Raw genomic sequence first — 18,988 nt, 5'->3', positions numbered from 1 at the left:
TTGCGATGGCTAAGTATCGTCTCCGCCCCATCCGTGGGGAGGTGGCTCGAAGCGCAGCGAAGAGACGGAGGGGCTCTCCTTCGCATCCCCGGCGCCCGTGGGACTTGAAGAACCCCTCCACCGCTTCGCGGTCCCCCTCCCCACGCGTGGGGAGGAGACGAGATACCTCGTCGGTCCCCTGCGGCATCGGTGCGCCTTCACGCAATGTTGCGAGCGGCGAAACCCCGTGCTATCAGGCGCCCGGCTTGAAGGGGGCGTATTTACGGATACGGCCTCCGTCGTGCTTTCCGTAAGCATTTCAAGCTTTTGACCGTTGCGAGCCTCGCAGTCGGTTGCGACCCTGACACAACGACCTCGGACCCTAATCAGTGGCTGATGATTTCAGAACGACGGAAGTCGGCGATCGCTACGCACAGGCGCTGTTCGACCTGGCGCTGGAAACCGGCCGCCTGGACGCCGTCCGCGCCGACCTGAAGTCGCTGAGGGCGGCCTGGACCGAAAGCGCCGATCTGCGTCGCCTGGCCACCTCGCCCGTCATCGCCGCGCCGGACCAGGCCAAGGGTCTGGTGGCTATCGCCGCCAAGGCCAAGTTCGAGCAGACCACGACCAACTTCCTGGGTCTGCTGGGTCAGAACCATCGCGCCAAGGATCTGCCGGCCGTGATCGCCGGCTTCGAGGCGCGCTACGCCAAACACGCCGGCGTGGTCGCCGCCGAGGTCGTCTCGGCCCAGCCGCTGGACGCCAAACAGGTCGCCGCCATTACCGCCGCCCTGTCCAAGAGCCTGGGCAAGGCTCCGGAACTGACCGCGCGCGTCGATCCGTCGATCCTGGGCGGCCTGAAGGTCAAGGTCGGCTCGAAACTGTTCGACGCCTCGCTGAAGACCAAGCTCGACCAGATGAAGTTCGCCCTCAAGCGCGCCTAAACGCGCTCCCGCCACCAAGAATGCGCGCCTGAACGGCGCACCCGCAGAAGACTGAAGAACAGAGAGCCCGTCATGGACATCCGCGCCGCTGAAATCTCGGCCATCCTCAAGTCGCAGATCGCCAACTTCGGCGTCGAAGCCGATGTCTCCGACGTCGGCAGCGTGCTGTCGGTCGGCGACGGCATCGCCCGCATCCACGGTCTGGACAATGTCCAGGCTGGTGAAATGGTCGAGTTCACCAAGGCCGGCGTGAAGGGCATGGCCCTGAACCTCGAGCGCGACAACGTGGGCGCCGTGATCTTCGGCGCCGACGCCGCCATCGCCGAGGGCGACGACGTGCGCCGCCTGGGCGAGATCGTGGACGTTCCGGTCGGCAAGGGTCTGCTGGGCCGCGTCGTCAACCCGCTGGGCGAGCCGATCGACGGCAAGGGTCCGATCCAGTTCACCGAGCGCCGCCGCGTGGACGTCAAGGCGCCCGGCATCATCCCGCGCAAGTCGGTTCACGAGCCGATGCAGACCGGCCTGAAGGCTATCGACACCCTGATCCCCGTCGGCCGCGGCCAGCGCGAGCTGATCATTGGTGACCGTCAGGTCGGCAAGACCGCCGTCGCCGTCGACACCATCCTGAACCAGAAGAACGTCAACAAGACCGACGACGAGAGCGCCAAGCTCTACTGCATCTACGTCGCCATCGGTCAAAAGCGTTCGACCGTCGCCCAGATCGTCAAGACCCTCGAAGAGTCGGGCGCGCTGGAATACACGATCGTTGTCGCCGCGACGGCGTCGGAACCGGCCCCGTTGCAGTTCCTGGCCCCGTTCGCCGGTACCGCCATGGGCGAGTTCTTCCGCGACAACGGCATGCATGCCTTGATCGTCTATGACGACCTGTCGAAACAGGCTGTTGCGTATCGCCAGATGTCGCTGCTGCTTCGCCGTCCGCCCGGCCGTGAAGCCTATCCCGGCGACGTCTTCTATCTGCACAGCCGCCTGCTGGAGCGTTCGGCCAAGCTGAACGAGGATTACGGTTCGGGTTCGATGACCGCCCTGCCGATCATCGAAACCCAGGCCAACGACGTCTCGGCCTACATCCCGACCAACGTGATCTCGATCACCGACGGTCAGATCTTCCTGGAATCGGACCTGTTCTATCAGGGCATCCGTCCGGCCGTGAACGTCGGCATCTCGGTGTCGCGCGTCGGCTCGTCGGCCCAGACCAAGGCGATGAAGAAGGTCGCCGGTTCGATCAAGGGTGAGCTGGCCCAGTATCGCGAGATGGCCGCCTTCGCCAAGTTCGGCTCGGACCTGGACGCCTCGACCCAGAAGCTGCTGGCGCGCGGCGCCCGTCTGACGGAACTGCTGAAGCAGCCGCAGTATTCGCCGCTGGCGATGGAAGAGCAGGTCGTCTCGGTTTACGCCGGCACGCGCGGTTACATCGATGGCATCGCCGTCGGCGACGTGGGCCGCTTCGAGAAGGAGCTGCTGGCGCGCATCCATGCGAACCACGCCTCCTTGCTTGAAGGCATCCGCACCAAGAAGGACCTGACCTCGGACCTCGAAGCCGAGCTGAAGGACATCCTGGCCGCCTTCGTCAAGACCTTCGCCTGAACCCGTCTGGTAAGCTGAGAGAGTAAGCGCCGGATGGCCAGCCTCAAGGAAATGCGCAATCGGATCGGAAGCGTGAAAGCCACGCAGAAGATCACGAAAGCCATGCAGATGGTCGCCGCGGCCAAGCTGAAGCGCGCCCAGGACCAGGCCGAAAGCGCCCGGCCCTATGCGCAGAAGATGGCCTCAGTCATCGCCAATCTGGCCGCCGGCGTCTCGGGCGCCGACGCGCCCAAGATGCTATCGGGCACGGGCCAGGATCAGCGCCACCTGATCGTCGTGGCGACAGCGGACAAGGGTCTGGCGGGCGGTTTCTCGACCAACGTCATCCGCGCCGCGCGCGAGCGGATCAACAGCCTGATCAACGCCGGCAAGGATGTAAAGATCATCGCCGTCGGCAAGAAGTCGCGCGATCAGCTGGCGCGTCTGTACGGCGACAAGGTGGTCCACACCTTCGAACTGTCGGACCACAAGACGATCGGCCTGCCGTCGGCCCAGCCGGTCGCCGAGATGATCGCCACGGCGTTCGAAGAGGGTCAGGCCGATGTGGTCACCCTGTTCTACAGCCAGTTCAAGTCGGTGATCCAACAGGTCCCGACGGCCAAGCAGCTGATCCCGGCCGTGGTCGAGGGTGACGCCCAGCCGATCGACCTGAACGGCGCGGTCTATGAGTACGAGCCCTCGGAAGAGGAAATCCTGGAAACCCTGCTGCCGCGCGCGCTGACGACCCAGATCCTGGCCGCGCTGTATGAGAACCAGGCCGGCTTCTTCGGCTCGCAGATGGCGGCGATGGACAACGCCACGCGCAATGCGGGCGACCTCATCAACGCCCTGACGCTGCAATACAACCGCAAGCGCCAAGCCCAGATCACCACCGAGCTGATCGAGATCATCGCCGGCGCCGAAGCCCTCTGATCCCGACCGAACAGACATTCCGATACGGACCCTGACCATGACCGACACCGTCGCCGCCAAGAAACCCGCAGCCCGCAAGCCCGCCGTCAAGAAGGCCGCTCCGGACGCCGCTCCCGTCAACGCCGCCGGCACGGGCAAGATCGCCCAGGTCATCGGCGCCGTCGTCGACGTCGAGTTCGACGGCCACCTGCCGGCGATCCTCAACGCCCTGCACACCCAGAACATCGACCAGAAGACGGGCGAGCCTTTCACTCTGGTTCTGGAAGTCGCCCAGCACCTGGGTGAGAACATGGTCCGCGCCATCTCGATGGACACGACCGAAGGCCTGACGCGCGGCCAGCCCGTGACCGACACCGGATCGTCGATCCAGGCGCCGGTCGGCCCCGGCACCCTGGGCCGCATCATGAACGTCGTCGGCCAGCCGATCGACGAAGCCGGCCCGATCGCCACCACCGAATACCGCCCGATCCACAAGGAAGCGCCCAGCTTCGAAGAGCAGTCGACCTCGTCGGAAATCCTGGTCACGGGCATCAAGGTCATCGACCTGATGTGCCCCTACACCAAGGGCGGCAAGATCGGCCTGTTCGGCGGCGCCGGCGTGGGCAAGACCGTGACCATGCAGGAGCTGATCAACAACATCGCCAAGGCGTACGGCGGTTATTCGGTTCTGGCCGGCGTGGGCGAGCGCACCCGCGAAGGCAACGACCTGTATCACGAGATGATCGAGTCCAACGTGAACGTGGACCCGTCCAAGAACGGCGGCTCGACCGAGGGCTCCAAGTGCGCCCTGGTCTACGGCCAGATGAACGAGCCCCCCGGCGCCCGCGCTCGCGTCGCCCTGACCGGCCTGTCGATCGCGGAATACTTCCGTGACGAAGAAGGCAAGGACGTGCTGCTGTTCGTCGACAACATCTTCCGCTTCACGCAAGCCGGTTCGGAAGTGTCGGCTCTGCTGGGCCGCATCCCCTCGGCCGTGGGCTATCAGCCGACGCTGGCCACCGAGATGGGCAACCTGCAGGAGCGCATCACCTCGACCAAGAAGGGTTCGATCACCTCGGTCCAGGCCATCTACGTGCCCGCCGACGACCTGACCGACCCGGCGCCCGCCGCCTCGTTCGCCCACTTGGACGCGACGACGGTTCTGAGCCGCGACATCGCCGCCCAAGCCATCTTCCCGGCCGTTGACCCGCTGGACTCGACCTCGCGGATCATGGACCCGCTGGTCATCGGCGACGAACACTACAACGTCGCCCGTTCGGTTCAGGAAGTGCTGCAGCAGTACAAGGGCCTGAAGGACATCATCGCCATCCTGGGCATGGACGAGCTGTCGGAAGAGGACAAGCTGGTCGTCTCGCGCGCCCGCAAGATCCAGCGCTTCCTGTCTCAGCCCTTCTTCGTGGCCGAACAGTTCACCAACTCGCCCGGCAAGTTCGTCGAGCTGGCCGACACGATCCGCTCGTTCAAGGGCATCGTCGCCGGTGAATACGACCACCTGCCGGAAGCCGCCTTCTACATGGTCGGCTCCATCGAAGAGGCCGTCGCCAAGGCCGAGAAGATGGCGTCGGAAGCCTGATCATGGCCGGCAAGCTGAACTTCTCCCTCGTCTCGCCGGAACGCGAGGTCTTCTCGGGCCTCGTGGACCAGGTCGATGCACCGGGCGTCGAGGGCGACTTCGGCGTTCTGCCGGACCACGCGCCCTTCATGACCGCCCTGCGCGAGGGTCTGGTGACCGTCTATAACAACGGCTCAAAGACCCAGTACGACGTTCACGGCGGTTTCGCCGACGTGAACGGCGAAGGCCTGACCATCCTGGCCGAACAGGCCACCGAGGTCGTCGCCGCCTGATACTGGCAACGGGTCGAACGATTTGAGGCCTCCCGTTTCGGCGGGAGGCCTTTTTCGTGGGCGGTGGGCGCGCTAGGACCGGCCCATGACCGATCTCATCGACATCCACGGCGTTTGCGCACCCGGTTTTGAGGCCGTCCGCGAGGCGTTCGCCGCCAACTTCACCGACGCTCCCGAGGGGCTGAACGAGCAGGCGGCGCGGTTCAGCGTGCTGGTCAAGGGCGAAACGGTCGTCGATCTGTGGGCGGGCCATGCGGATACGGCCAGGACGACGCCGTTCACCGACGCCACCCTGACCTCGGTGTTTTCGACCGGCAAGGCGGTGATGGCCATCCTGATGGCGAGCGCGGTCGAGGCCGGGCAGATCGACTATGACCAGCCGGTCGCCTCGCTGTGGCCCGAGTTCGGCGCGGCGGGCAAGGCGGAGGTCACCGTCGCCCAGCTGATGAGCCACCAGTCGGGGCTACCGGGCTTTTCCGAGGCGGTCGATCCAACGATCTGGTTCGATGTGTCCGCGGTTCTGTCGCGTCTGGCGGCTCAGCAGCCGATGTGGGCGCCGGGTTCAGCTTCCGGCTATCACCCGATCACTGTCGGCTATCTGGCCAATGAAGTCTATCGCCGCGCGACCGGACGGACGATGGGCCAAGCGCTGCGCCAGGACTTCCCGGAGCTGGACCTGTGGATCGGCCTGCCCGAAAGCGAACACGGGCGCGTGGCGCAGATGCGCAAACCCACAGCGGCGCCTAGCCTGGGGGCCATCGATCCGATCAAACAGGCGGCCTTTCTGGATCGTGGCTCGGCGCCGGGCGGGCGCGGTTCGGCGGCCTGGCGCGAGATGGAAATCCCTTCGGCCAATCTGCACGGCACGGCCTTGGGGCTGGCGAAGATGCTTGGCGTGGTCGCCAATGACGGCGTGCTGGACGGCCGGTCGGTGCTGTCGGCGGGAACGCTGGATCAGCTGACGCGCGAGCGCATCCATGGGCCGGACAAGGTGCTGCCCTATACGATCAGCTGGGCGGCGGGGCTGATGCGCAATGACCGGCTCAAGGTGTTCGGGCCGAACGACGCCTTTGGCCATTACGGCTGGGGCGGATCGATGGCCATGGCGGATCCGTCGCGGAAGCTGTCGGCGGCCTATGTGATGACGCGCCAGTCGCCGCACCTGATCGGCGACCCCCGGCCCAAGCGATTGCTGGACGCGCTTTACGCCGCCTTCTGAACCGGGCCGGGCGCGGTCAGCAGGCCGATCAGGCCGGCCAAGCCCGCGCAGCCGGCGCAGGTGAGGATCACGGCCCGAAACGCCGCGTGGAAAGCGTCGCGGACGACGGGCGTGATCTCGGCGCCCGACATGGCCTGGGCCAGCTGGGCGCGCGCGTCAGGCAGGTTGGCGACCCCGGCGAAGACCGCAGACAGCACGAGGCCAAGGAGGGCGACAGCCAGAAGGCTGGCCACGCGCGCCACCGCATTGTTGACGCCCGAGGCCACGCCGGTGTGGCTCGCCTTGACCGCCCCCATCACCGTCGCCGTCAGAGGGCCGACCGCCAGGGTCATGCCGATCGCCAGCACCGTCATCCCCGCCAGCGGTCCATCGACATAGCCGGCGCCCGGCGCAGGCACGGCGAGGAGCGCCAGTCCGATCCCGGCCAGGGCCGGCCCGACGCTCAGCGACAGACGCGCGCCGAACCGATCGGCGACCCGACCCGCGAGGCCGGAAAACAGGCCCATGACGGCGGCGAAGGGCAGCATGGCGGCGCCCGCCTCGGTCGCGCTCCAGCCGTGCACCCGGATCAGATCAAAGGGCAGGAAGAACATCGCCCCGCCCAGGGCGAAATAGAGCAGCAGGGTCAGCAGATTGATGCCGCTGAAGACCGAGGACGAAAACAGGCCCAGCGGCATCATCGGGTGGCTCTGGCGCGCCTCGGCCCAGACGAAGGCGGCCAGCAGCGCCGCGCCCACGGCCAGCCCGGCCAGGATGACGGGCGATGCGAACCCCAGATCGGGCGCGGCGGTCAGGGCCCAGGTCAAGGCACCCAGTCCGACGACGGCCAGAACCGCGCCCAGACCATCCAGACCGCGCGCGTCGGAATCGCGGCTCTCGGGCGTGGCGGCCAGGGTCACGACGGCGGTCAGGATCGCCAGCGGGACGTTGATCCAGAAGATGGCGCGCCAGTCGGCGGCGTCGGCCAGCCATCCGCCGATCAGCGGCCCGACCATGCCGGTCAGGGCCCCGAACCCGGCCCAGGTTCCAAAGGCCTTGCCGCGCTCCTCGGGCGGGAAGGTGGCGCCGATCACCGCCAGGGCGCCGGGCGTCAGCAGGGCCGCGCCGATCCCCTGGATCGCTCGGCCGGCGACCAAGGCTTGGACGGTGGGCGCCAGGGCGCAGCCGATGGAGGCCAGGGCGAAGATCGCGACCCCAATCAGAAAGACCCGCCGCCGTCCGAACCGATCGCCGGCCGCGCCGCCGATCAGAACGAGAGCGCCCAAGGTCAGCAGATAGGCGTTCGACACCCACTGGACCGCCGCCGTGCCGGCCGCGAGATCCCGCTGCACGGCGGGCAGGGCGACGCCCAGGGCCGAGCCGTCGATGAAGGTCAGGCTGGAGCCCAGCACCGTCGCGGCCAGCACCCAGCGTTTGCGCGACGCTGACAGCGGATGGGCCGGTTCGGCGGCGGCGTGGACCTGTCCGCCTTCGCAGGGGCCCGGTTGGGCGGTCGTCATGGCCTCGCCTCCGTATGGGCGAAGGCTACGCCGGTTCCGCCGTGGTCTTCAACGCCTCGCGTGCGGCGCGGCTGCGATTGAAGGCGGCCAGGGCGAAGACGCCGGCGCCGGCCCAGATGAAGACGAAGGAGACGATCCGCAGCAGGGTCAGCGGCTCGCCGGTCGCGACGCCGCAGGCGAACTGCAGCGTTGGGGCCAGGAACTGGATGAAACCGACCGTGGACAGGGGCAGGCGGCGCGCCGACCAGGCGAACAGCGCCAGCGGGATCACGGTCGCCGGGCCGTTCACCAGCGCCCAGATCAGGCCGGAGGGCGACGCAAATCCGACCGCCTGACCGTGGGTGGTCAACCAGGCCAGGAAGACCGCTCCGATGGGCAGCAGCACCAGACATTCCACGAACAGACCGGTCTGGGCCGAGGCGGGCACGCGTTTTCGGATCACCGCATAGGCGCAGAAGGTGAAGGCCAGGGTCAGGCCGATAATCGGCACATGCCCGAGGGCGATCGTCTGGATCACGACCCCGATGGCGGCCAGACCGATGGCGAGCGCGCTCCAGCGGTCGATCTTCTCGCGGAACAGCACGGCGCCGGCCGCCATGTTGAGCAGGGGATTGATATAGTAGCCGAGGCTGGCCTCCAGCGTCGCGTGATGCGTGGTGGCGAAGACGTAGAGGCTCCAGTTCGTGCCGATCAGCAGCGCGGACAGGGCCAGCCAGGCCAGGGTGCGCGGTGTGGCCAGCACCCGGCGCGCCTCGCCCCATTGCCCGGCCAGCAGCAGGACCAGGCCCGCCACGAAGACCGACCAGACCGCCCGGTGCGCCAGGATTTCGGGCGCGCCGAAGCCGTGCGCGGCCATCGCCATGAACAGCAGCGGCAGCAACCCCCACAGGGTGTAGCAGGCGATAGCCGTACCGACGGCGCGGGGGTCGTTGGGAGAGGAGGAGGCGGTCATGGGGTCCTTCATCCCCGCCGTCGTCCTCGGGCTTGACCCGAGGATCGGGCGCGGCGGGCGAGTGTGCGTCGCTCGTTCGCACCAGCGGCGGAACATCCGTTCTTCGGGTCAAGCCCGAGGATGACGGGGTGGAGCGTCAGACCGTGATCGAACGATATCCCGACGACGACTTGATCACGCCAGTCTCGTCCAGCAGCTGGGCGATCTGCACCGCGTTGAGGGCGGCGCCCTTGCGCAGGTTGTCGGACACGACCCAAAGGTTCAGGCCGTTCTCGACGGTCGTGTCTTTGCGGATGCGGCTGACATAGACGGCGTGTTCGCTGGCCGCGTCGACGGGGGTGATGTAGCCGTCGTGCTCCTGCTTATCGATGACCAGCACGCCCGGCGCCTCGCGCAGGATGGCGCGGGCCTCGTCGGGTTCGATGGGGCGGTCGAACTGGACGTTCACGGCCTCGGAGTGACCCACGAAGACCGGCACGCGCACGCAGGTGACAGTGACCTGGATGTCGGGGTCCAGCATCTTGTGCGTCTCATCCGACATCTTCTTCTCCTCGTCGGTGGAGCCGTCTTCGAGGAAGGAACCGATGTAGGGGATGACGTTGAAGGCGATCTGTTTGGGGAACTTCTTGGGCGTGGCGTCGCCCAAGCCGTAGATGGCCTTGGTCTGGTTCCACAGCTCGTCCATGCCTTCCTTGCCGGCGCCGGACACCGACTGATAGGTCGAGACCACCACCCGCTTGATCTTGGCCGCATCGTGCAGCGGCTTCAGCGCCGTCACCAGCTGGATGGTCGAGCAGTTGGGGTTGGCGATGATGTTCTTCTTGGTCGCGTCCTTGATGGCGTCCGGGTTCACCTCGGGCACGATCAGCGGCACATCGGGGTCCTTGCGGAAGGCCGAGGAGTTGTCGATCACGATAGGACCGGCCTTGCCGATCTTTTCGGACCATTCCTTGGACACCGCGCCGCCGGCGGACATCAGTACGATATCGACCTTTGAGAAGTCGAACTGCTCGATGTCCTGGCATTTGACGGTCTTGTCGCCGAAGGAGACCTCGACGCCCTTAGACTTGCGCGAGGCGATGGCGTGGATTTCATCGACGGGGAATTCCAGCTCCTCGAGGATGTTCAGCATTTCGCGGCCCACATTGCCCGTGGCTCCGACGATGGCGACGCGATAACCCATGATGCTTGGTCCTTCGGACGCGCTACCGCTCGGCTCAGCGGAGCCTTGCTGCTTGAGCGCGGTTTGGTGTGTGCTGTGCATTTAGGCGTTCGCGGCCGCGAAGCAATCGCTTTTCACTGTGCCGGGCTTTAAGCAGTCCTCCCATGACCTCCCGTATCCGCAACGCCTACGACATCCGCGTGGAAGAGGGCGTGCTGACGCCCGATCCAGCGCAGGAGAGCGTGATCACGGCGCTGGAGCGGCTGGAGGTCGATCTGGCCAAACGCGGCCTGTTCGGCAAGGCGCCGGAGGTGCGGGGCGTCTATCTCTACGGCCCGCCCGGACGCGGCAAGTCGATGCTGATGGACCTGTTCTATTCGGCGACGCCCGAGCCGCGAAAGACGCGCGCCCACTTTCACGCCTTCATGGCCCGGATCCACGATCTGGTGAGACAGTGGCGCGAGGGGGATGCGAAGGCTCGCAAGGCCGTGTTCGGCACCCATAAGGGCGACGACCCCATCCCGCCGATCGCCAAGCTGATCGCGTCGGAAGCCCGGCTGCTGTGTTTCGACGAACTGCAGGTCACCGACATCGCCGACGCCATGATCCTCGGCCGGTTGTTCGAAGCGCTGTTCGAGGATCGGGTGGTGCTGGCCATCACCTCGAACCGCGCGCCGGAGGACCTCTACAAGAACGGCATCAATCGTCAGCTCTTCCTGCCCTTCATCGACATCATCCGCGAGCGCTGCGTGGTCGTGGAGACGGCCGGGGCGCGGGACTGGCGGCTGGATCGGATGACCTCGGCCCAGGTCTGGCACACGCCGGACGACCGCGCGGCGTTCGAGGCGTTATGGCGCGAGCTGAAGGGGGGCGAACCAGAAGAGCCGGCGCACCTGAGCGTGTTGGGCCGCGATGTGGTGGTGGAGCGCACCGTCGGGTCGATGGCGCGGGCGACGTTTAATGACCTGTGCGCCAGGCCGCTGGGGCCGCAGGACTATCTGGCCATCGCCCAGCGGTTCCACACCCTGTTCCTGGAGGACGTGCCGATCCTGAGTTCGGCCAACCACCACGAGGCGCGGCGTCTGGTGACCCTGGTGGACGCGCTCTATGAGGCCAAGACCAAGCTGATCGTGCTGGCGGCGGCCAAGCCGGAGGCCCTCTATACCGAAGGAGTGGGGGCGTTCGAGTTCGAGCGCACCGTGTCGCGCTTCAATGAAATGCAGAGCAAGGACTGGCTGGCGCACGTCCGCGACTGACGGCTAGGGTAGGGCTGACCCTCGGAGTGTTTCCATGCGCCGTCTCGCCCTCGCTGCCGCCCTTTCGTTGACCTTATCGCCGCTGACGGCGGGAGGAGCGTTCGCCCAAACGGCGCCGGCTGCGGCCAGTCGCGGGCTGACGCCGGCCGAGGTCGCGACGTGGATCACCGGGCTGGGCGGGCGGGTCGGGCCTGTGCAGACCGAGAACGGCCTGACCTTCTTCACAGTGACCAATGCGGGCCTGACCTGGGCGGTCTTCTTCTATGGCTGCGAGGCGTCTGGCTGCGGCGAGGTTCAGTTCAGCGCCGTTGTGCCGGGCGCCGGCGTGACGCTGGACAAGGTCAACGCCTGGAACCGCGACAACCGCTATCTGAAAGCCTTCCACACCGCGGCCGAAACGCCGACCGCGACGGTGCAGTACGATGTCGTCGTGCTGTCGGGCGAAGGCGTGACGCAACTGGCGGACCCGCTGACGGTCTGGCTGCAACTGCTGCCCAAGTTTGCGGCAGGCATGGGCTACGTCCCGCCGCAATGATGTCCCTGTCCCAACGGGAGAAGGGAAAAGAAAAAGGGCCTGCGGATCGCTCCGCAGGCCCTTCGTCATTCGATGGCCGCGCGGCTTAAGCCAGCGAGGAATCGATGTCCTTGCAGGCTTGCAGCAGGCCCTGGACCGAGGCGACGGACTTTTCGAACATCGCCTTTTCTTCGTCGTTGGTCGTGAACTCGACGATCTTCTCGACGCCGCCGGCGCCGATCAGGGCGGGAACGCCGACGTAGAGGTCCGACAGGCCGTATTCGCCCGACAGCCAGACGGCGCAGGGCAGGACGCGCTTCTGGTCCAGCAGATAGGATTTGGCCATGGCGATGGCGGATTCAGCCGGGGCGTAGAAGGCCGATCCGGTCTTCAGCAGGGCCACGATCTCGCCGCCGCCCTTGCGGGTGCGCTCGACGATAGCGTCCAGTTCGTCCTGCGACAGGAAGCCGGCGGCGACGGCGTCCGGCAGGGGCAGGCCGCCGACGGTCGAGTGGCGCACCATCGGCACCATGTCGTCGCCGTGACCGCCCAGGGTCCAGGCGTGGATGTCCTGCACCGACACGCCGGTCTTTTCAGCCAGGAAGTAGGCGAAGCGAGCCGAGTCCAGCACGCCGGCCATGCCGACCACCTTCTCCTTCGGCAGGCCCGAGAACTTCTGCAGGGCCCAGACCATGGCGTCGAGCGGGTTGGTGATGCAGATGACGAAGGCGTTGGGGGCGTGGGCCTTGATGCCCTCGCCGACGGCCTTCATGACCTTCAGGTTGATGCCGATCAGGTCGTCGCGGCTCATGCCCGGCTTGCGCGGCACGCCGGCGGTGACGATGCAGACGTCTGCGCCCGCGATGTCGGCATAGTCGTTGGCGCCCTTCAGGGCCACGTCCTGGCCGAAGACGGCCGAGGCCTCGGCGATGTCCAGCGCCTTGCCCTGCGGGGTGCCTTCGGCGATGTCGAACAGGATCACGTCGCCCAGGGCTTCGCGCGCGGCCACGTGGGCCAGGGTTCCGCCGATCATGCCGGCGCCGATAAGGGCGATCTTCGCGCGAGCCATGGATGTCTCCGTTTATTGCGTGTGCGAAAGGGGATTAATCGTGCGGGCGGTCTAGACCCCTCGCGCGGCTGTCGCAAGAACCTCGCTTTACGGCCTTGGTCAGGCTTGCGAAGGTCCGGCGAAAACCGGAGGATTTCGATGCGCCGTTCATTCGCTTTCGCCCTGCTGCTGGCGTCGGTCGCCACGCCTGTGCTGGCCCAGACGCCGCCCGCGACCATCGGCGACCGCTATATTCCCGCACCTTGGTGGATGCGCGATCCGGTCATCGCCTCCGTCGGCCAGGTGCGGGTGGAGATTCAGGCCAACCGCGCCTTCGTTTCGGCCAGCTTCCAGTCGGTGGACCGCAGCGTCGCCGAGGCCTCGCGCGCCGCCGCCGATCAGGTTCGGGCGCTGAGCCAGGCCTTGTCGGCCTATGGGGCGGACAAGGTGCGCGTCGAGACCAGCGTCACCACTCGGCCGCTCTATGACCAGTACCGCGACGAAAACGGGGTGATGCGCGACAACACCCGCGCCGACCGCGTGGCCCGCTATCAGGCCGACGCCTCGGTCAATGTGACGGTGCGCGATGTGCGCCTGATCGAGCGGGTCTATGCGACCATCGTGGCTTCGCGTCCGACCTCGATCGGACAAGTCAATTTCAACCTGGACCCCGACAACAGCTGGAAGGCCAATCTGCAGGCCGAGGCGATGAAGGATGCGCGACGTCGGGCCGAGGCGGCGGCGACCAACGCCGGCGCGACCCTGGGCCGGGTCAAGATCATCGATCCGTCGGGCCGAGTCTGCCAGACGGACGTGCTGGCGGGCTGGCCTTCATACGCCGCAGGGGGCGGGCAGGAGACGACGGTGGACGACATCGTGGTGACGGGGTCGCGGTCGGAAGCGCGCATGGAATATGCCGCGCCGCCAGCCCCGCCCCCTCCGCCCGGAGGCGGGGCGCCGAGCGAGGCCCAGATCGAGGCGGCTCGGCTGGCGCTGCAACCGCCCTTGCAGGTGATGACCGACAGCGCCTGCGTCATCTACGGGCTGAATTGATGGGGTTCGAGGTCGCTCCGGCCTTCGAGGCAGGATCGGTCGCCGCTGTCGAATGGCCGCTGTGCCATGTGCGGCTTCAGGACGACGCCCGCTTTCCTTGGCTGATCCTGATCCCTCGCGTCGAGGGCGCAGTGGAGCTGGAGGATCTGAGCGTCGAACAGCGAGCCGTGTTGATGGAGGAGACGGTGCGGGCCGGGGCGCTGGTTCGGCGGCTGGGTGCGGTCGAAAAGCTGAACGTCGGCGCCATCGGCAATGTGACGGCGCAGCTGCATGTCCATGTGGTCGGCCGCCGCCGCGACGACGGTCTCTGGCCCGATCCGGTCTGGGGTCGCGGACCGGTTATTCCGTATGCGGACGGTGAGCGGGCGCGGCGGCTGACGATCGTCTCCGGCGGCTAGATGATATCCAGCGGCACGGCGTGTCTCGGGGGCGGGAAGGCCGCATCCAGCCGTTCCAGGTCTTCCAGGTCGAACTGGATGTCCAGGGCGTCGGCGTTGGCCTCGACGTGTTCAACCGAACTGGCCTTGGGGATGGCGATGACGCCGTCGTGGCGCAGGACGGCGGCCAGCGCCACCTGGGCCGGGCTGGCGGAATGGCGATTGGCGATGTCGCGGATCAGGGGCTGCTCCAGCAGTTCGCCGCGCCCAAGCGGCGAATAGGCCATCATCGGCATGTCGCGCGCCTGCATCCACGGGAAGAGGTCGAACTCCACCCCGCGTGAGGCGAGATTATAGAGCAGCTGGTTGACGGCGCAGTCCTCGCCCCCCTCGATCTCCATCAACTGCTCCATGGCGCGCAGGTCCAGGTTCGACACGCCCCAGCGGGCGATCATCCCTTCGTCGACCAGGTCGCGGAACGCTTCGACGGTCTCTTCCAGCGGAACATGGCCTTCCCAGTGCAGCAAGTAGAGGTCCAGCCGCTCGACACCGAGCCGTTCCAGCGACTTCTCGCAGGCCAGCATCATCTTCATCTCCGACGCGTTCTCGGGCCGGACCTTGGAGACCAGAAAGACCTCATCGCGGCGTCCGGCGATGACCTCGCCCACCAGACGTTCCGAGCGGCCGTCGCCATAGAGTTCAGCCGTGTCGATCAGGGTCATGCCCAGGTCGATGCCGCGCGCCAGGGCCTGCTGCTCCTCATCGCGCCAGGCCGGGTCGTCGCCCAGCTCCCAGGTGCCTTGGCCGAGGGCGGGAACGGTCGTACCGTCCGCAAAAGTGACGAGGCGGGTCATGTCCGTCCTGACGATAATGAGCGGCGAAGACGCCGTCGGAGGAAGCGATGCGAACCCGGCATATCAAGACCGACGGTCTGGTCCAACAGGTTCTGGAGGCCGGGTTCGAGGATGACAACGCGCCGCTGGTCCTGCTGATCCACGGCTTCCCAGAACTGGGGATCAGCTGGCGCGCCCAGGTCCAGGCGATCTCGCAGGCGGGCTATCATGTCGTCGCCCCGGACATGCGGGGCTATGGCGGGACGGACAAGCCGGCGGGGGTGGAGGCCTACTCCATTCTGCATCTCGTCGGCGACATGGTCGATCTGATCCGCGCGCTGGGCAAGGGGCCTGGCGTCGTCGTCGGGCATGACTGGGGCGCGCCGGTCGCCTGGCATTGCGCCCTGCTGCGGCCGGATCTGTTCACGGCGGTCGCGGGCCTGTCGGTGCCGTTCCAGCCGCGCCGACCCAAGGGACCGCCCACGGCCGCCATGGCCGCCATCTCGAAACGGGCCGGGCTGGGCGACCTCTATATCAGCCGCTTCCAGGCGCCGGATGCGCACCGCGTGCTGGACGCCGATCCGGCGATGGCGCTGAGGAAACTGTTTTACGCCTATGACGGCGCGACCCCCGCCGATCGCAGATCGACCGGCTTCATGCCCGAAGGCGTGGCTCTGCTCGACACCATCGCCGACGACGCGACCCTGCCGCCATGGATGAGCGAGGCGCATTTCGACGAATATGTGCACGGCTTTTCGGCGGGCGGGTTCGAAGGACCCCTGAACTGGTATCGGGCGATGGACCTGAACTGGTCGCTGACGGCCTTCGTGCAGGACCAGAAGATCACCGTGCCCGCCCTGTTCATCGTCGGCGAGGACGATCCAGTGCGCCACTACGCCGGCGCGCACGAGGCGGGCCTGAAGGACTGGGCGCCGAACCTGATCCGCTCGGTCGTCGTGCCGGGCGCGGGCCACTGGATCCAGCAGGAACGGGCGGACGAGATCAACCGTCTGCTGCTGGATTTTCTGAACGGCCTTTAGGCCGCCTGCTTCGTCGCCATCTGATCACGCGCCTCGGCCACGATCTCCAGGCTGCGGATGCGGGCGGCGTTGTCGAACATCATGCCGGTGACCATCAGCTCGTCCACGCCGGTCAGGGCGATGAAGTCGGCCAGTTGGCGTTTGATGGTCTCCGGGCCGCCGATGGCGGAATAGAGCAGCCGGCCCTTGGCGCCGGCGATCTGCTGCGGCGTCAGGATCGCGGCGATGTCATCGACCGGCGGTGGCAGCTTACCCGGCCTCCCGGTCGAGAGGCGGGCGAAGCTCTGCTGCATCGAGGTGGACAGGCGCACGCCCTCGGCGTCCGTGTCGGCGGCGAAGACATTGATCGCGGCCATGGCGTGGGGCTTGGCCAGGCGGTCCGAGGAGACGAACTCGCGGCGATACAGGGCCAGGGCCTCCAGCAGCAGTTCGGGTGCGAAATGGCTGGCGAAGGCGTAGGCCAGGCCGAGCTGGCCGGCGAGCTGGGCGCTAAATAGGCTGGAGCCCAGAAGCCAGATCGGTACGCGCAGGCCGGCGCCCGGGACGGCGCGGACGGGCTGGTTCTCCGACGCCGGCTCGAACCAGTGGATCAGCTCGACCACATCGCGCGGGAACTGGTCTGCGCCTTCGAAATAGCGCCGCAGCGCACGAGCGGTGGCACCGTCCGTGCCGGGCGCGCGGCCCAGGCCGAGGTCGATGCGGCCAGGGAACAGGGTCTCCAGCGTGCCGAACTGTTCGGCGACGACCAGGGGCGCATGGTTGGGCAGCATGACGCCGCCGGAGCCGACGCGGATGCGCTCGGTCCCCGCCGCGACATGGCCGATGACGATGGCGGTCGCGGCGCTGGCGATGCCGGGCATATTGTGATGTTCGGCCAGCCAAAACCGCTCATAGCCGAGCCGGTCGGCGGCCTGGGCCAGGGCCAGGGTTTCATCCAGGCCGCGTCGGGCGTCGCCGCCTTCGACGATGGGGGAGAGGTCGAGAACTGAAAACGGGATCATGACGCCTAGATCGGGTCTGTCCCTCGGGGTTCAAGGGCGAGGGTCTGGAACCGCAACCGGATCAGGCGCTTTAAACTCATCTCGACGAACGGAGACTGCGTCATGACCGACACCGATCCCACCAAGCCCGAAGCGGATTGCGACGACGCCCGCGAAGCCGCCGACATGGGCGAGAAGCCGGATCTGGGTCACAAGGCGGATACGCTGATCGACGCGCTGGACGGCAGCGATTCGGGATCGGACACGCGGGCAGGCTCGCTGCGCGGCGGGTCGGCAGCAGGCACGGATGACGACCCGGATTCGGCCAAGATCAATGCACGTTTGGCCGAAGAAGGGTCGGCCGGTAAAGGCGCGGCGGATCAGGACGACGCCGCCGACTGAGCGGGCGCCTTGTCGCCGCCGCAACCATGCGCCACGGTGGCGCTCTGACCCTCTCGGTCCAAGGACGATCTCTCGATGACGCTTCGCTTGGCGGTCTCCGCCGTCTTGGTTCTGTTTTGCCTCGCAGGATGTGATCGCTCGGCCCAATCGGTCGAGACCAAGGCTGCGCCCGAAGCGTCGGCGCCGGTCACCGCCGATGCGACGCCTCCAGCAGCTGAAGCCCCCGCCGTCGTAGGGGGGGCTGCGCTCGCCGCCGCCGACGGCGCGCCGTCCTTTGCGGTCCTCTATCCCGGCGCACAGGTGGACGGGCAGCCGCTGGCCGCTGGCGGCGAGGCCGGGCCGGGCGGCCTGATCACCTTCACCACCACCGCCTCGCCGGACGATGTCGTCGCCTTCTATCGCGAGCGCGCCGAGAAGGCGGGCCTGCGGTCCGTCGCCGGAATGAACCAGGGCGACACGCGCGCCTATGGCGCGGCGGCGGACGCGGTGAACGGCGCCTCGCTGCAGGTCGTCGCCACGCCGACCGAGACCGGCCAGACCTCGGTCCAGCTGGGCTGGAGCGCCGGTCAGTGAGGCGGGTCGCCGCCTGGGGCGCGGCGACGGCGGTGCTGCTGGCCGTGGGGTGCGCCGGCGCACCCAAGCCGGACGGCGCGATGCCGACGGCGGGCTTCCTCAGCGATGAAGCGATCGCCCAATTGACGGATGCGGTCCCGCCGGCGCCGGCCCCGGGGTCCGTCGCAGACCTGGCGGACAAGGCGGCTTCGGCGCGGTTTGCAGCGCTGGAAGACGGCGACCGATGGCTGCTGGCGACCGCCCATGCCGAGCTGCGCCCGCCCCTGGCCTTACAACATTTCGACTGCGCCTTGGGCGTGCGGCTGGGGTCGGCCGAGACGCCGGCGCTGGACCGCGTGATGGCGCGGATCTTCCATGATGCGAACAGTGCGGCCGAACGCGTCAAGGCGCGCCAGGCGCGGCTGCGGCCGGTCGGCGAAGATCCCAACCGGCGCGCCTGCCAGACCCTGACGCCGGCGGCGAGACGCAGCGCCTCCTATCCGTCCGGCAGCGCAGCGGTCGCGACGGCCTATGGCGAGGCCTTTGCGGCGCTGGAGCCGGACCGGGCCGAGGCCGTGCGCCGGATCGGCTACGAGATCGGGGTCAGCCGCCTGATTTGCGCTATGCACTATCCGACCGATGTCGCGGTCGGCGAACGGATCGGGCGGGATGTTGCGGCCAGGGTCGTCGCCACCCCGGCCTTCCAGGCGGACATGGCGGCGGCGAGGGCCGAGCTGGCGGCCGCGCGCCGCAGCGGCCTGACCAATCCCGGCTGCGCGGCCGAGCGCGCGGCCCTGGCGATCCCGCTGCCCTGAT

20 protein-coding genes are annotated in these 18,988 nt (G+C 67.5%); 14 read left to right on the top strand and 6 right to left on the bottom strand.

Features of this window, described 5'->3' with window-relative positions; all coding sequences use genetic code 11:
- Nucleotides 1–368: 368 nt before the first annotated feature.
- From ABIC32_RS09300 to ABIC32_RS09275, 6 genes are all read left to right on the top strand, one after another.
- A complete protein-coding gene (locus tag ABIC32_RS09300; RefSeq protein ID WP_307512989.1) occupies nucleotides 369–923 on the top strand; it encodes a F0F1 ATP synthase subunit delta in 555 nt (184 codons plus the stop codon).
- Between the two features lie 72 nt (nucleotides 924–995).
- Nucleotides 996–2,528, top strand: a complete 1,533-nt coding sequence (atpA, locus tag ABIC32_RS09295; protein WP_055754289.1) for a F0F1 ATP synthase subunit alpha — start codon at nucleotides 996–998, stop codon at nucleotides 2,526–2,528.
- Nucleotides 2,529–2,561: 33 nt separating this feature from the next.
- Nucleotides 2,562–3,440, top strand: coding sequence for a F0F1 ATP synthase subunit gamma (locus ABIC32_RS09290; protein WP_066628192.1), 879 nt, complete (start codon nucleotides 2,562–2,564; stop codon nucleotides 3,438–3,440).
- 37 nt (nucleotides 3,441–3,477) lie between these two features.
- Nucleotides 3,478–5,013 carry a F0F1 ATP synthase subunit beta gene (gene atpD, locus ABIC32_RS09285; protein WP_502909326.1) on the top strand — a complete coding sequence of 512 codons (1,536 nt, stop codon included), beginning with the start codon at nucleotides 3,478–3,480 and terminating at the stop codon, nucleotides 5,011–5,013.
- A 2-nt stretch (nucleotides 5,014–5,015) separates the two neighbouring features.
- The gene (locus ABIC32_RS09280) at nucleotides 5,016–5,285 is read left to right on the top strand and encodes an ATP synthase F1 subunit epsilon (RefSeq protein WP_039243854.1); all 270 of its coding nucleotides are present in this window, start codon (nucleotides 5,016–5,018) and stop codon (nucleotides 5,283–5,285) included.
- Nucleotides 5,286–5,370: 85 nt separating this feature from the next.
- Nucleotides 5,371–6,504, top strand: a complete 1,134-nt coding sequence (locus ABIC32_RS09275; RefSeq protein WP_354073963.1) for a serine hydrolase domain-containing protein — start codon at nucleotides 5,371–5,373, stop codon at nucleotides 6,502–6,504.
- On the opposite strand, the gene ABIC32_RS09270 is transcribed toward ABIC32_RS09275, so the two are convergent.
- The 3 genes from ABIC32_RS09270 to ABIC32_RS09260 all read right to left on the bottom strand — a co-directional run bounded on the left by ABIC32_RS09270 (nucleotide 6,489) and on the right by ABIC32_RS09260 (nucleotide 10,138).
- Entirely contained in the window at nucleotides 6,489–8,003 is a 1,515-nt protein-coding gene (locus ABIC32_RS09270; protein WP_354073962.1) for an MFS transporter, read from the bottom strand. The genes ABIC32_RS09275 and ABIC32_RS09270 overlap by 16 nt on opposite strands.
- Nucleotides 8,004–8,028: 25 nt before the next feature.
- The gene (gene rarD / locus ABIC32_RS09265; protein WP_354073961.1) at nucleotides 8,029–8,955 is read right to left on the bottom strand and encodes an EamA family transporter RarD; all 927 of its coding nucleotides are present in this window, start codon (nucleotides 8,953–8,955) and stop codon (nucleotides 8,029–8,031) included.
- A gap of 136 nt (nucleotides 8,956–9,091) precedes the next feature.
- A complete protein-coding gene (locus ABIC32_RS09260) occupies nucleotides 9,092–10,138 on the bottom strand; it encodes an aspartate-semialdehyde dehydrogenase (protein ID WP_017506813.1) in 1,047 nt (348 codons plus the stop codon).
- A gap of 143 nt (nucleotides 10,139–10,281) precedes the next feature.
- Here ABIC32_RS09260 and zapE point away from each other — a divergent pair, with 143 nt between their 5' ends.
- Both zapE and ABIC32_RS09250 read left to right on the top strand, forming a co-directional pair.
- On the top strand, nucleotides 10,282–11,373 hold the full coding sequence (zapE, locus tag ABIC32_RS09255; RefSeq protein WP_354073960.1) for a cell division protein ZapE: 1,092 nt from the start codon (nucleotides 10,282–10,284) through the stop codon (nucleotides 11,371–11,373).
- 34 nt (nucleotides 11,374–11,407) lie between these two features.
- Nucleotides 11,408–11,908, top strand: coding sequence for a YbjN domain-containing protein (locus ABIC32_RS09250; protein ID WP_354073959.1), 501 nt, complete (start codon nucleotides 11,408–11,410; stop codon nucleotides 11,906–11,908).
- Nucleotides 11,909–11,993: 85 nt separating this feature from the next.
- On the opposite strand, the gene mdh is transcribed toward ABIC32_RS09250, so the two are convergent.
- Nucleotides 11,994–12,956 (bottom strand): malate dehydrogenase, encoded by a 963-nt coding sequence (mdh, locus tag ABIC32_RS09245; RefSeq protein WP_045809972.1) that lies wholly within the window; start codon nucleotides 12,954–12,956, stop codon nucleotides 11,994–11,996.
- Between the two features lie 138 nt (nucleotides 12,957–13,094).
- Here mdh and ABIC32_RS09240 point away from each other — a divergent pair, with 138 nt between their 5' ends.
- The gene (locus tag ABIC32_RS09240; protein WP_354073958.1) at nucleotides 13,095–13,988 is read left to right on the top strand and encodes an SIMPL domain-containing protein; all 894 of its coding nucleotides are present in this window, start codon (nucleotides 13,095–13,097) and stop codon (nucleotides 13,986–13,988) included.
- Nucleotides 13,985–14,386, top strand: coding sequence for an HIT domain-containing protein (locus tag ABIC32_RS09235; RefSeq protein WP_369818854.1), 402 nt, complete (start codon nucleotides 13,985–13,987; stop codon nucleotides 14,384–14,386). Before ABIC32_RS09240 ends, ABIC32_RS09235 begins: the two co-directional genes overlap by 4 nt.
- On the opposite strand, the gene ABIC32_RS09230 is transcribed toward ABIC32_RS09235, so the two are convergent.
- Nucleotides 14,383–15,219 carry an aldo/keto reductase gene (locus tag ABIC32_RS09230; protein WP_091751429.1) on the bottom strand — a complete coding sequence of 279 codons (837 nt, stop codon included), beginning with the start codon at nucleotides 15,217–15,219 and terminating at the stop codon, nucleotides 14,383–14,385. The two genes, ABIC32_RS09235 and ABIC32_RS09230, sit on opposite strands and share 4 nt — an antisense overlap.
- Nucleotides 15,220–15,266: 47 nt before the next feature.
- Here ABIC32_RS09230 and ABIC32_RS09225 point away from each other — a divergent pair, with 47 nt between their 5' ends.
- A complete protein-coding gene (locus tag ABIC32_RS09225; RefSeq protein ID WP_091751426.1) occupies nucleotides 15,267–16,238 on the top strand; it encodes an alpha/beta fold hydrolase in 972 nt (323 codons plus the stop codon).
- Here ABIC32_RS09225 and ABIC32_RS09220 read toward each other — a convergent pair.
- Nucleotides 16,235–17,239: an LLM class flavin-dependent oxidoreductase gene (locus tag ABIC32_RS09220; protein ID WP_091751423.1), complete on the bottom strand. Its 1,005-nt coding sequence runs from the start codon at nucleotides 17,237–17,239 to the stop codon at nucleotides 16,235–16,237. The two genes, ABIC32_RS09225 and ABIC32_RS09220, sit on opposite strands and share 4 nt — an antisense overlap.
- A gap of 102 nt (nucleotides 17,240–17,341) precedes the next feature.
- Here ABIC32_RS09220 and ABIC32_RS09215 point away from each other — a divergent pair, with 102 nt between their 5' ends.
- The 3 genes from ABIC32_RS09215 (at nucleotide 17,342) to ABIC32_RS09205 (ending at nucleotide 18,987) form a co-directional block, all read left to right on the top strand.
- Nucleotides 17,342–17,620 carry a ribonuclease gene (locus ABIC32_RS09215; RefSeq protein WP_091751419.1) on the top strand — a complete coding sequence of 93 codons (279 nt, stop codon included), beginning with the start codon at nucleotides 17,342–17,344 and terminating at the stop codon, nucleotides 17,618–17,620.
- Between the two features lie 75 nt (nucleotides 17,621–17,695).
- Entirely contained in the window at nucleotides 17,696–18,193 is a 498-nt protein-coding gene (locus ABIC32_RS09210) for a hypothetical protein (protein WP_091751416.1), read from the top strand.
- Nucleotides 18,190–18,987, top strand: a complete 798-nt coding sequence (locus ABIC32_RS09205; RefSeq protein WP_354073957.1) for a phosphatase PAP2 family protein — start codon at nucleotides 18,190–18,192, stop codon at nucleotides 18,985–18,987. The genes ABIC32_RS09210 and ABIC32_RS09205 overlap by 4 nt, the downstream gene beginning before the upstream one ends.
- Nucleotide 18,988 lies beyond the last annotated feature (1 nt).

It is taken from the genome of Brevundimonas sp. 1080 (assembly GCF_040545985.1).
Classification (GTDB): Bacteria; Pseudomonadota; Alphaproteobacteria; order Caulobacterales; family Caulobacteraceae; genus Brevundimonas.
This window is presented reverse-complemented; position numbering and strand designations above follow the sequence as displayed.